Source organism: Shewanella hanedai (genome assembly GCF_007197645.1).
GTDB lineage: Bacteria > Pseudomonadota > Gammaproteobacteria > Enterobacterales > Shewanellaceae > Shewanella > Shewanella hanedai.
Genome location: NZ_VKGK01000004.1, coordinates 203,676 through 215,477, shown reverse-complemented (window position 1 = coordinate 215,477; position 11,802 = coordinate 203,676). Strand labels below are relative to the sequence as shown.

Here is an 11,802-nt window from a genome sequence, read left to right as displayed (position 1 = left end):
CCATGACTGATAATAATGAGACTTCAGGCGCCAAAGATAACACCGAACTGACGCTGGAAGAGCGCAAAGCTGCTCGTCATAAAGAGAGACAGCAAAGAGTCAAAGAGACCGTTGATGCTAAAATAGCAGCGGCTCAAGAGGAGAAAGGGATCCTGCTGGTATTAACTGGCAACGGTAAAGGTAAGTCCACCTCTGGTTTTGGCACCATCGCTCGCGCTGTTGGCCACGGCCAAAAGGCTGCGGTAGTGCAATTTATTAAAGGTAACTGGGCATGTGGCGAACGCACCTTACTCGAAGGTGCAGGCGTTGATTTCCATGTGATGGGCACTGGTTTTACCTGGGAGACCCAAGACAGAGAAAAAGATACTCAAGCCGCTGAACAAGCGTGGGAAGCCGCAGAAGCTTTACTCAAAGATGAGAGCATAGATTGTCTCATGCTCGATGAGTTGACCTACATGGTGAGTTACCACTACCTCGATGTTGAGCGAGTCATAGAAGCACTGAAGAACAGACCGAAAATGCAGCATGTGATAGTGACGGGCAGAGCATGTCACCGGGCAATCATTGAGTTAGCTGATACCGTGAGCGAGGTGGTTCCCCTCAAACACGCATTTGATGCAGGAATCAAAGCCCAGCCTGGCTTCGATTACTAAATTTCTTTGTGCTCACCACCGTGGCGTTATTGTCTGCGCTTTCTCACCCAATTACATACTACTCGTATGCTCATGGGCTGAGAAAGCTTGACGGCTTAGTCACAACTTCGAGCGCTGTGAAATATCCAGATTTGAAATATCTTCCTGCTCAGAATGAGGGCGGTATTGTCTGCGTTTTTGCTTCCCATTACATGAGCCCTCAGCGGCTTTTGGGTGAAAAGTGCATATGCTCAGGGACAGCAAAAAATCGACGGCTTAGCCACGAAGGCGATCACTTTGAAATTGCATTTCTTCGGGGTCTTTGTGGTGACGTATAGTCTGCAGAACCCAGAACCTGCTGCTTTTGGCTTTTGATTGTATAGCAGGACGAAGTCCGCTCTAGCCGCGAAGCGTCCTAGCAGTGAGCTTGCGAACGCTCTAGAGTCCTAAAACCTAAACTTAAAAAATATGAAAGGGATGTTGATGCAACATAGTGTAAAAGGGCTGCTGCTGGCCATGGTCTGTTCTCTATCTGTTTCTGTGGCGGTTGCTGCGCCTGCGAAACGTATTATTGCCTTGTCGCCTCATTCGGTGGAGATGCTGTATGCGATAGGGGCGGGGTCGAGCATTTTGGCGACTACAGATCATGCTGACTTTCCTGCTGCGGCGCTGGATATTCCTCGAATTGGTGGTTATCACGGGGTTCAAATTGAACGTGTGATTGAGCTCAATCCCGATCTTGTGTTGGTGTGGGGCAGTGGTAATAAAGCGGAAGATATTGAGCGGATAACAGAGTTAGGCTTTAAGGTGTTTAACAGCGATCCCAAGAGTTTAGAAGCGGTTGCGTCGGAGTTAAGGGCATTGGGTGAACTCACGGGTTATGAAGATAAGGCGAACAAGGTTGCCGATGAGTACCTTGCTGATTTGGCTGAGCTGCGTAAGCAAAATTTGGAAAAATCGGAAGTGAAGGTGTTCTATCAGCTTTGGTCTACCCCCTTGATGACCGTCTCGAAGAATAGTTGGATCCAACAGATCATAGAGGTTTGTCATGGAGATAATGTCTATTTTGATGCTGCGAGTGATTACCCTCAAGTGAGTTTGGAAGCGGTGCTATTGAAGATGCCAGAGGTGATATTACAGAGTCAGGATAAGGGCAATATTTTAGGGGTTGATTGGAGTCAGTGGCAGGAGATACCGGCAGTAAAGCATAAACATATCTACCCGTTAAACGCGGATCTTTTACATAGAGCTGCACCTAGGGCACTATTGGGAGTTAACGCGCTCTGCGAAGCGTTGGATAAAGCGAGATAAGCGTTAGCTTAGCAGCTCTGTTTTATGAGCCTTAGCTCGCCACTGTTTTTAACCAATAATAAAAAGGAACTCTGATCTATGACCACGTTACTTATTTGTCTGTTTATCGCCATGTTACTGCCCTATCTTGCCAAAGGCCCTGTTGCAGTGGCGATGGCTAAAGCTGGGGGATACGATAATGCGCACCCAAGAGATCAACAGGCTAAGTTAACGGGCTTCGGCGCGCGCGCTGTTGCTGGGCATCAAAATGCGTTTGAGTCGCTTCTTATTTTTGGACTTGCCGTGGTGACGGTTATTGCGAGCGACAGTGTGAATAGTACTGCGGTGACCTTTGCGATAGTCTATGTTATTGCACGTATTGCTTATCAGGTTTTATACCTTATCGATAAAGGAACATTACGTTCACTGAGCTGGTTTGTGGCGATTATCTCCTCCTTCGTTATTTTCTGTCAGGCTTTTTAGCACAGGGTAACAACCCTATACCTGTTCCCTTAAGTAGTTGACGACTTTATCTTCAAACGTGACATTAGAATAGAATTGTTTAATCAAATTAATGGGGCTTATATCGGTGCGTTCCATCAAAGGTGCTGCGCGTCCCGTTGCAGTGACATAGGCATGGATATCAGTATACCGCGTTAATAGGGGCTTAATAATATCAAGATACATTACATCAGCGAGTAGAGTCGCATACCCCTTATTACGATGTTCATTGATTGTGACAAAATGAACCACACCTAAATCTTGATAAATCGTCCCTTGATAATCCGTTATTTTGTCAGCACGTGCTGTGTAGTTTTCAAACAAACTGTATCCGACTAACTCGTTATCTACATAGAGTTTAATCATCTCTGCTTGTGTGCCATGTGGTAACTCATCATGTTCAGTTAACCACTTAAAAAGATACCACATCTTCGTGTTGTCTTGCCCTAAGGCAAGCAACTCTTCAGCACATGTTTTGGCATTACAGTGTTCAAATCGTTGCATGTTTTGAAATCTAACTATTTGCTGCGCAAATCGCGTCTAATTTACAGGTGATGGCCCATACATTGTTATAACCCATTCTGACCAGTTGCTCAGCCGCTAAACAAGCCCTAACCCCTGAAGCACAGTGAACGAAGATGGCTTTATCTGCATCGGGATATAGTGTCAGCATTTTCATCTCTAATATCCCACGGGGAACAAGTATCGCGCCATTAACGGCCTGTTGTGCGGCTTCTACAGGTTCGCGTACATCGATCAATGCACCCTGCATCTCTTTGCACTTAACCGCCGCTTCTTCTGCATTGATGCACTGGATGGTGAGCTTGGTCTCGACAAGGAGATCGGCTATTGTCTTTAGCATGTTAGTTATCTTCCTTTTAGGTTAACTGTTTGAATTAATATCAAGTTAAAGCATTTTAGTCATGGTGCATAGAGTTTCAGTTTTTATCTTTGCTCAATTTCTATGAGTTTAGCTGAATTTGTTTTTCATCACTGCATAGTAAAGGACAGGGATCACCACTAAGGTGAGCAATGTCGAGATTAAGATGCCGAAGATTAAACTGATGGCTAGACCGTTAAAAATGGGATCGTCGATAATAAACAGCGCGCCAATCATGGCAGCAAGGGCTGTCAGCATAATGGGTTTTGCCCGAACGGCGCCGGAGTGAATGACCGCTTGCTCGAAAGGCACCCCTGCAGAGGTCTCTTTATTGATGAAATCCACCAATAATATGGAGTTTCGAACGATGATCCCTGCAAGGGCGATCATGCCTATCATCGAAGGTGCGGTGAAGTTTGCCCCAAGTAGCGCATGACCCGGCATCACACCGATAATCGTCAATGGGATGGGGGCCATAATAATCAGAGGCACAATGTAGGATCTAAATTGTCCAACGACTAGCAGGTAGATGGCTATCATTCCGACGGCGTAGGCAATTCCCATGTCCCGAAACGTCTCGTAGGTGATCTTCCATTCCCCATCCCAGAGTACGGCGACCGAATCCAGCCCTGATGGTTGATTGATGTAATGTTGCTCGAACCCAAGCCCTTCCGCTTTATCTATATTGGCAGCCATATCAAACATGCCATACAACGGACTGTCGATTTTCCCTGCCATGTCGGCAACCACCATGATCATCGGGATCATATTTTTGTGGATGATAGGGGCATCAATCACCCCTTTATTGATGGTCACCAACTCTGAGATTGGCACGCGACTGCCATCCTTAGCCGTGAGTTTTAAGTTGAGTACCTGATCTAGGTTAAACTTGGCTGATTCCTTGAGTTGCAAGCGGATTGGAATGGGCTTTTTTTGCTGTTTATCATGCAGGTAACTCAGATCTTTACCGCCTACGGAGGTGGCAATAAGGTCGACAATATTCTGATAGGGTACGCCTAACAAGCTGGCTCGGCTTCTGTCTATGATCACCTGCCATTTCTGCTGTGCGGCGGGAAGGAAAATATCGACATCGACGACACCATGAGTCTGCTTGAACAGGGCTTGCAGCTCATTGGCTGCAAGCTCACGGATCGCTTCGTTGGGGCCATAAACCTCAGCGACAATGGGAGACCAAACCGGCGGGCCAGGCGGCACTTCAACAATCTTAATATTGGCGTTATAACGCTGACCTATCTCTTGCAGTGGCCCGCGTACCGATTGAGCGATGCTATGACTGTCGCGTTCACGCTCGCTTTTATCCAGTAGATTGACTTGAATATCGCCAAGCTCTTGGCTCTCTCGAAGAAAGTAGTGTCTGACCAAGCCGTTGAAGTTCATCGGCGCATTGGTGCCGGCATAGAGTTGGTAGTTTTCAACTTCATCAACCGTCGACAGATAACGGCCAAGATCCTGCAGTACTCGCTGTGTCTGCTCAACTGGCGTACCTTCCGGCATGTCGACCATCACCTGAAACTCGGATTTGTTATCTAGAGGCAGCATTTTGAGAATAACCTGCTGACCGATAGGCAGAGCAACAGCGATGCCGATTAACACAAAGATAGCGGCTGCGAGTCCGAATCTGGCTTTTCTGGCTTGCTTGCCCTGTACAAATGGGCCGATGAGACGAGTAAAGAGCTTGAGCATAAAGCCGCTTTCTTCGACATTATGCGTGTTGTCAGCCTGATCCTGTTCCAAGTTGTGATGCTTATTTTTCAGCAGTTTACGGCTGAGCCAAGGCGTAACGGTGAAGGCAATCGCTAATGATATCAACATGCCCATGCTGGCATTGATAGGAATTGGTGCCATGTACGGCCCCATCAATCCAGACACAAAAGCCATCGGCAGTAGGGCAGCGATAACGGTAAACGTTGCCAAGATGGTGGGACTGCCGACTTCATCGACGGCGGCTGGGATCAGCTCACTCAGGCTCTTTTTCCCCATGGCCATATGTCGGTGAATGTTCTCCACCACCACGATGGCGTCATCGACCAAAATGCCGATCGAGAAGATAAGCGCGAAGAGCGATATTCGGTTCAAGGTGAAACCCCATGCCCATGAGGCAAACAGGGTGATAGCCAAGGTGATTATGATGGCGGCACCAACCACTGCGGCTTCTCTTGCTCCCATCGTTAACAGCACTAAGATCACTACGGCTGCGGTCGCAAATATGAGTTTAACGATCAGAGTATTGGCTTTATCGCCAGCGGTTTTACCATAATCCCTTGATATGCTGACCTCGATATTGTCGGGGATAAGGATGTTTTTAACCCTGTCGACACGGCTTAAGATCTGCTTCGATACCGCGACCGCATTCTCGCCTGCTTGCTTGCCGATGGCCAAGGTCACCGCAGGATACATTCCCTGTTTGTCACCATGCCAAGCACTCTTTACGGGGATGTCGGCTTTGAGTGACAGCTCGGCGATATCATTGAGATAAACGGGCGCACTTTGGCCATCACTGCCACGATAGACAGAGACAACCAGCTGCTTAACATCATCTATATTTTGTAGAAATTGACCCGCCTGAACCTTTATCTCTTGATTGCCTTGAATCAAGGAACTTGGCATGGATATCTGATTATTAGCCGACAGGGATTGACTAATGGCATCAAAACTTAAGCCGTAATAGTTCATCTTTACGGGGTCGATACGGACATTCAGTACCAGCTCATGATCGCCGACGGTGGAGATTTCACGTGTACCAGGGATGCGTTTAAGTTCGGTTTCTAACCCATTTGCGACATGGGTTAATGCCTCTGCAGAGACATTGGGATCTTTAGACCATAAGGTGAGGCTGACAATCGGCACATCATCTATGCCTCTAGGCTTAATAAGCGGTTCGCCGATGCCAGAGCCTTTGGGGAATCTATCTGCACTGGAATAGATCTGGTTGTAGAGTTTTACGATGGCTTCACTGCGCGGGATCCCCACTTCGAAAATGGCGATGATCAGCGCGCCGTCTGGTTGAGAGAAAGAGTACAAGGTGTCTATGCCCTTAATCTCTGAGATGATCTGTTCTGCTGGCAGGGTGACTAAGCTTTCAACTTCCGCAGGGCTTGCACCAGGAAAGGGAATATAGACATCAGCAAAAGTGACATCAATCTGCGGCTCCTCCTCTTTTGGAGTGACGAGCACTGCAAACAGGCCGAGTAACAGCCCGAGAATGGCCAAGAGGGGAGTGATCGCACTGAGCTGAAATGCAGCGGCTATCTTGCCTGAGATCCCAAGCTGTTTTCTAGCCTGGTTATTGGCTGCATCAGTAGGTTTAGGGGTGAGTGAATTGCTCATATCGTCCCCCTTATTTCGACTGCTGACTGAGAAGCACTTGGTAAGCATCAAGTGCCACGGTGTCGCCTTCATCAAGACCGGACAAGATCTCAACATTGTGACTGTCAGTTTTACCAACCCGCACTTGATTCAACACGAAACGCTCACCAAGTTGTCGATAAACTGCGCTTAGCTCCCCACGCTCAATTAAGGCTGACTTAGGCAGTGTGATACTGCGGGTGACTCCTGCTTTGAATTTGGCTTTTGCCCACATGCCAGGCATTAGATTGGCTTCACCTTTAGGCAGTAATATCCGCACTTTGTAGCTGTGACTTTGGGGATCGGCAAAGGTGAAGATGGTTAGTTTGTCTGATTGAAAGTTGCGTCCATCGTTGAGGGTTATTGCAAATTCAGGCTGCTGTTTCAAGGCATCAATGTAGCGCTGAGGCACTTGAGTGACGGCGCGCATCTGGCTTAAGGAAAAACCAGATAGCAGCGCTTGGCCTGGGCTGACCGTTTCGCCTTCTTCAACATATCTGTGGGTAACAATGCCTGAAAATGGCGCTGAAACAGAGGTGTAGGTGAGTGATTCGTTGGCGCGAACAATATTAGCATTCGCCGCCGAAACAGCTTGCTCGGCTGACTTTGCTTGGGCGATGGCTTCATCCATATTCCCTTGTGATATCGCCCCTTGTGGAAATAACGCGGCATAACGTTGTCTGGTGAGTTGGGCTTGGGTGTCTTGGGCTATGGCTTTGGCCAATTCCGCCTCTGCGGCAGCGAGCGCTGCGCCTTGCTCTTTACTGGTGATTTCTAGCAGAGGGGCACCGTGAGGCACGATATCGTTGACATCATAGTGAAGGGACAACACCCGTCCTGAAGTTTGAGCTGATACGGTGGCAGCTTTAACGGCTTCAAGTTTGGCATCAAGCTCAATCCATCTGGTGTGATCACTGAGTAACACTTTTATGGTTTTAGTATGTGAATCAGCAGCACGTAAAGAGAAGCTTGTTAGTAGCACTAAGGTGATGAACATTAAGCGGAGATAAAAGCGCGTCGAGCTAGTCATGGTAAAACCCAATAAATAATCCATAAGAAAATTCTAATGGACTTGGTGCTAGCTTGTAAATAGTCCATTAGGAAAAAACGATTAACTATGCATAATCGTCATTTTTTTAGTGTTTTATGCTCCACAGCGAGTATGTACTTTGAGAATGTAATGCGGACACATAAGTCAATATCGGACACTTTTCTGTGTCTCTGCAAATAATCGGACACTTTTCCAGTGTGTCCGCGGACACTTCCTCCTCTTTATCATTATTTGAATTTAACTAAGGTGCTGATAATAAAGGTTTTATTGTTTTTGGCATGTAACTTGTAATACTTAGTTGTAATTGCAGGTGCTGGACACTTATTAGGTTGGCACTCACCACACGGACAGGAACAAGACGATGATTCAAGATACGAGCGGACAGGACACAGTGGTACAACCAAATATGGGAAAAAAGCTTAAGTGGCCCTTGGTCGCTGGTGCTGTGGTAGTACTCATCTCGGGTCTGGTTTGGTCAAGTGTCGGTGGTAGCCAAGTCAGTGAGTCTATTAAACGTAGCGAGTTGAGATTTGCCACCTTAGAGCAAGGCACACTCACTCGTGATATCGCCACCTCTGGTAAAATTGTCGCGGCCAATGCGCCGATCCTTTATAGCACCGACCAAGGCACTGTGACGTTACTGGCCAAGCCGGGTGACAGAGTGGAGTTTGGTGATGTGGTGGCTACCATCGAAAGTCACAAACTAACCAACAGCCTTAAGCAACAAGAAGCCTTGTTAGAGGGAATGCAGAGTTCACTGGAGCGAGCACGTCTTGATGCTCGCCGCGCACAACTGAAGGCGCAACAGACGCTGGATATGGCCAAAGTCGACCTTGCCGCTGCTGACAGAGAGAGCCGCCGTGGTGATGAGCTTATTCAAAATAAGTTGATTTCAAAAATTGATTTCGAGAAGGGTAAGGATGACCTGTATAAGGCTAAGTTATTGTCCGCCCACGCATTACAAGAAGCAGACTTAATGCGCGATACCTTAACGTTTGAGGTAAAGAACAAGGTCTCAGAGGTTAATCGTCAGAAGCTGGTGGTCAGTGAGCTTGAACGTCAAGTCGCCGCGTTAAGCGTTAAAGCTCCAGTGGGCGGGATTATCGGCAACTGGTTAACCGAGCAGAAAGCCCGTATTGGGCAAAGCCAACCGATATTAACCGTGGTTGATTTAAGCGCCTTTGAAGCTGAACTAGCAGTGCCTGAGTCTTATGCCGATGAGTTGGGGCTGGGCATGGATGTTGAGCTGCGTTTCGGTGATTTGACCTTGATAGGCCAGCTGTCATCGATTTCACCGGAAGTGAGAAATCGTGAAGTAACGGCTCGTGTCCGATTTGAGCAAGATGATCGTTTGAAGTTACGTCAGAATCAGCGCTTAGCCGCTCGAGTATTACTGGAAAACAGACCTAATGTGTTGATGGTACAGCGCGGTGCATTTGTGTCAACCGGTGGTGGTCAAGAGGTGTATGCCATGAACGGTGATATTGCCGAGCAAAAGAATATTCAGTTAGGTGCCCGCAGCATGAGTCATATCGAAGTGCTTCAGGGCGGAAAAATTGGTGATGTTTGGGTGATATCCAGCATTCAAGATTTCAACAAAGCGCCGCAAGTGCTCGTTCGCTAAGGAGAACAAGATGAACAGATTAACTCACAGTCAACACGATGAAATGAGCGGACAGAAAGTCTTTAGCACACAAAAAATCATCACGATTACTGCACTTTTATTACTGCTTATCGCAGTGCAAGTGTCGACTCAGAATGCCAGTGATTGGTTTGTATTTGGTTTGAATGTGTTGGAGGTCACGGCTCCGCTCCACGTGCCTGTTAGTGAAATGTCTACTGTTAGCACGGGTGTTGTTAGCGGCTTACATCACGTAAGCGACATGATTTGGACCTTGGTGATAGCACTGATTGAGTTCATTGCTAACTATTAATGATTAACCTCTAGCAGTTAAGAGGTTACAAGAATAAACGATAAAAAAGGGAATAATAAAATGTTATCGATGAAGAATATCAGCAAGGTATTTAAAACAGATTTAGTTGAGACCCATGCGCTGCGAGATTTTAATCTAGAAGTTAAAGAGGGTGAGTTTGTCGCGGTAACAGGGCCCTCTGGCTCAGGTAAAACCACCTTTCTTAATATCGCAGGACTGCTAGAAGGGTTTACTCATGGTGATTACTTTCTCGATGGCGTCAATATCTCTAATTTGAGTGATAACAAGAGCGCGACAATTCGAAATGAGAAGATAGGCTTTATCTTCCAAGGGTTTAACTTAATTCCTGATCTTAACTTGGCCGAGAACGTTGAAGTGCCATTGCGCTACCGTGGTTTTAATTCGGCGGAGCGTAAGCGACGTGTACAACATGCACTTGAGCAAGTGGGACTGGCTGCACGAATGAAGCATCTGCCATCACAGCTTTCTGGTGGCCAGCAACAAAGAGTGGCAATTGCCCGCGCGCTTGCTGGTGAGCCAAGATTCCTGCTCGCCGATGAGCCCACGGGTAACCTCGACAGCATGATGGCACGTCAGGTGATGGAACTGCTAGAGGAGATCAATAGAGCGGGGACGACCATTATCATGGTGACCCATGATGCCGAATTGGCCCGTCGTGCTCAGCGTAATATTCAAATCGTGGATGGCCAAGTCTGTGACTTTACCATGTATCAACATGGCGCTGTGGCAGACAAACCACACTTAGTTGCCGGTGATAAGCGAGCTGTTGAGCCGTCATCGGTTGAAGCCGAAGAAGCGACAAGCTAAGGAGAGTATTTATGTTTTTTTATTATCTAGATCTGGCTTGGCGCAGCATTAAAAAAACGCCTCTTTTGTCGCTTTTGATGGTGTTAGCTATCTCAATTGGGATTGGAATTACCATCACCACCTTGAACGTTTATCAACTCATGTCAGAAAACCCAGCGGGTGATCGCTCCGATAAGCTCCATGGAGTACAGCTTTGGAGCCAAGGTAAAGATGCGTGGAAAGAGTTTAATGGTCAAGTGACCTATCAAGATGCCTATAACCTGCGCAAAAGTGATGTACCTGTGCGTCAAACTGCGATGTTTGTCACAGGGTTAGCCTTGCAGACCGAGGATCCAGACTTTTCGCCTTTGTTAGAGTCTGTTCGAGTGACGGATAGTGATTTTTTCGAGATGTTTTCGGTGCCATTTCTCTACGGTAAAGCTTGGGATAAAGGCGTTGATACCGAGGCCATGTATCAAGTGGTGATCAATGAAGATCTTAATAAACAGTTATTTTCCGGTGAGAACAGCATAGGTAAAACCTTATATCTGGATCGTAAGCCTTATCAGATTGTGGGCGTCACTAAAGCGTGGAGCCCAAGTCCACTTTATTACGATGTGACTACTGGAGCTTTTAAAGATTCAGCGAAACTCTTCGTGCCCTTTTCGCTAGCGCCGATAGAGGAGTATCAGAGCTGGGGCAACAATCAAAGCTGGAAACGAGAGCCGATTAATAACTACAGCCAACGTTTGAGTTCAGAGATGCATTGGATTCAGTATTGGGTTGAAGTGCAAGATGATAAACAGCGTGATGAATACGCCGAATGGTTAACGCGTTATGTTGAGCAGCAACAGCTTATTGGTCGCTTTGAAAGTCCAGAGGCGGCAGCCAAAGTATCAAATGTTGAGCAGTGGCTGAAGATTAATGAAGTGGTGCCTGAAGATAACAAAATTTTGGTGGGTCTCAGTGTGCTCTTTTTGTTGGTTTGTCTGGTTAATATGTTAGGTCTGCTACTGGCTAAGTTTCTTAAGCGCGCACCTGAAGTGGGTGTACGCCGCGCCATTGGTGCCAGCCGTGCTCAGATTTTCTCTCAACATATGGTTGAAGTAGGCTTGATTGGTTTCGGTGGTGGTTTACTCGGTCTGCTATGGGCTTGGGGCTCGCTGTCGATGTTGTCTGCTCACTTTGATTTGGAAGCTGCGTTAACCCAGCTGGATTTGACTATGTGGATAGTGGCACCGAGTATCGCTATTTTTGCGGCATTAATTGCTGGGGTGTATCCAGCGTGGCGGATATGTTCTACCAACCCTAGCGCTCACCTGAAAAGCCAATAAGTAGAGA

At 47.1% G+C, this 11,802-nt stretch carries 11 protein-coding genes; 7 read left to right on the top strand and 4 right to left on the bottom strand.

What is annotated here, in order from left to right; translation table 11 throughout:
• Window positions 1-2 precede the first annotated feature (2 nt).
• From cobO to FN961_RS05510, 3 genes are all read left to right on the top strand, one after another.
• The gene (cobO, locus tag FN961_RS05520; RefSeq protein ID WP_143563553.1) at window positions 3-653 is read left to right on the top strand and encodes a cob(I)yrinic acid a,c-diamide adenosyltransferase; all 651 of its coding nucleotides are present in this window, start codon (window positions 3-5) and stop codon (window positions 651-653) included.
• Window positions 654-1,109: 456 nt separating this feature from the next.
• Complete coding sequence (locus FN961_RS05515; protein ID WP_185972734.1) at window positions 1,110-1,943, top strand: cobalamin-binding protein; 834 nt, start codon at window positions 1,110-1,112, stop codon at window positions 1,941-1,943.
• 78 nt (window positions 1,944-2,021) lie between these two features.
• Window positions 2,022-2,405: an MAPEG family protein gene (locus FN961_RS05510; protein WP_143563551.1), complete on the top strand. Its 384-nt coding sequence runs from the start codon at window positions 2,022-2,024 to the stop codon at window positions 2,403-2,405.
• A 15-nt stretch (window positions 2,406-2,420) separates the two neighbouring features.
• Here FN961_RS05510 and FN961_RS05505 read toward each other — a convergent pair whose 3' ends face one another.
• The 4 genes from FN961_RS05505 to FN961_RS05490 all read right to left on the bottom strand — a co-directional run bounded on the left by FN961_RS05505 (window position 2,421) and on the right by FN961_RS05490 (window position 7,699).
• Entirely contained in the window at window positions 2,421-2,927 is a 507-nt protein-coding gene (locus FN961_RS05505) for a GNAT family N-acetyltransferase (RefSeq protein ID WP_143563550.1), read from the bottom strand.
• 10 nt (window positions 2,928-2,937) lie between these two features.
• Window positions 2,938-3,285, bottom strand: a complete 348-nt coding sequence (locus tag FN961_RS05500; RefSeq protein ID WP_143563549.1) for a rhodanese-like domain-containing protein — start codon at window positions 3,283-3,285, stop codon at window positions 2,938-2,940.
• 108 nt (window positions 3,286-3,393) lie between these two features.
• Entirely contained in the window at window positions 3,394-6,651 is a 3,258-nt protein-coding gene (locus FN961_RS05495) for an efflux RND transporter permease subunit (protein ID WP_143563548.1), read from the bottom strand.
• Window positions 6,652-6,661: 10 nt separating this feature from the next.
• On the bottom strand, window positions 6,662-7,699 hold the full coding sequence (locus tag FN961_RS05490) for an efflux RND transporter periplasmic adaptor subunit (protein ID WP_143563574.1): 1,038 nt from the start codon (window positions 7,697-7,699) through the stop codon (window positions 6,662-6,664).
• Window positions 7,700-8,081: 382 nt separating this feature from the next.
• Between FN961_RS05490 and FN961_RS05485 the strand changes: the two genes are divergently transcribed.
• From FN961_RS05485 to FN961_RS05470, 4 genes are read left to right on the top strand one after another with little or no spacing between them, the layout of a single operon-like run.
• Window positions 8,082-9,344 carry an efflux RND transporter periplasmic adaptor subunit gene (locus FN961_RS05485; RefSeq protein ID WP_143563547.1) on the top strand — a complete coding sequence of 421 codons (1,263 nt, stop codon included), beginning with the start codon at window positions 8,082-8,084 and terminating at the stop codon, window positions 9,342-9,344.
• A 10-nt stretch (window positions 9,345-9,354) separates the two neighbouring features.
• Complete coding sequence (locus FN961_RS05480; protein WP_143563546.1) at window positions 9,355-9,654, top strand: hypothetical protein; 300 nt, start codon at window positions 9,355-9,357, stop codon at window positions 9,652-9,654.
• 60 nt (window positions 9,655-9,714) lie between these two features.
• Window positions 9,715-10,482: an ABC transporter ATP-binding protein gene (locus tag FN961_RS05475; protein ID WP_143563545.1), complete on the top strand. Its 768-nt coding sequence runs from the start codon at window positions 9,715-9,717 to the stop codon at window positions 10,480-10,482.
• Window positions 10,483-10,493: 11 nt separating this feature from the next.
• Window positions 10,494-11,795 carry an ABC transporter permease gene (locus FN961_RS05470; protein ID WP_143563544.1) on the top strand — a complete coding sequence of 434 codons (1,302 nt, stop codon included), beginning with the start codon at window positions 10,494-10,496 and terminating at the stop codon, window positions 11,793-11,795.
• Window positions 11,796-11,802: the final 7 nt, after the last annotated feature.

Bases quoted from the DNA above. Each gene is read 5' to 3' on its own strand.
- FN961_RS05490 (WP_143563574.1), bottom strand. From the start codon at position 7,699: ATGACTAGCTCGACGCGCTTTTATCTCCGCTTAATGTTCATCACCTTA.
- FN961_RS05495 (WP_143563548.1), bottom strand. From the start codon at position 6,651: ATGAGCAATTCACTCACCCCTAAACCTACTGATGCAGCCAATAACCAG.
- FN961_RS05480 (WP_143563546.1), top strand. From the start codon at position 9,355: ATGAACAGATTAACTCACAGTCAACACGATGAAATGAGCGGACAGAAA.
- FN961_RS05470 (WP_143563544.1), top strand. From the start codon at position 10,494: ATGTTTTTTTATTATCTAGATCTGGCTTGGCGCAGCATTAAAAAAACG.
- FN961_RS05485 (WP_143563547.1), top strand. From the start codon at position 8,082: ATGATTCAAGATACGAGCGGACAGGACACAGTGGTACAACCAAATATG.
- FN961_RS05505 (WP_143563550.1), bottom strand. From the start codon at position 2,927: ATGCAACGATTTGAACACTGTAATGCCAAAACATGTGCTGAAGAGTTG.
- FN961_RS05510 (WP_143563551.1), top strand. From the start codon at position 2,022: ATGACCACGTTACTTATTTGTCTGTTTATCGCCATGTTACTGCCCTAT.
- FN961_RS05475 (WP_143563545.1), top strand. From the start codon at position 9,715: ATGTTATCGATGAAGAATATCAGCAAGGTATTTAAAACAGATTTAGTT.
- FN961_RS05500 (WP_143563549.1), bottom strand. From the start codon at position 3,285: ATGCTAAAGACAATAGCCGATCTCCTTGTCGAGACCAAGCTCACCATC.
- cobO (WP_143563553.1), top strand. From the start codon at position 3: ATGACTGATAATAATGAGACTTCAGGCGCCAAAGATAACACCGAACTG.
- FN961_RS05515 (WP_185972734.1), top strand. From the start codon at position 1,110: ATGTTGATGCAACATAGTGTAAAAGGGCTGCTGCTGGCCATGGTCTGT.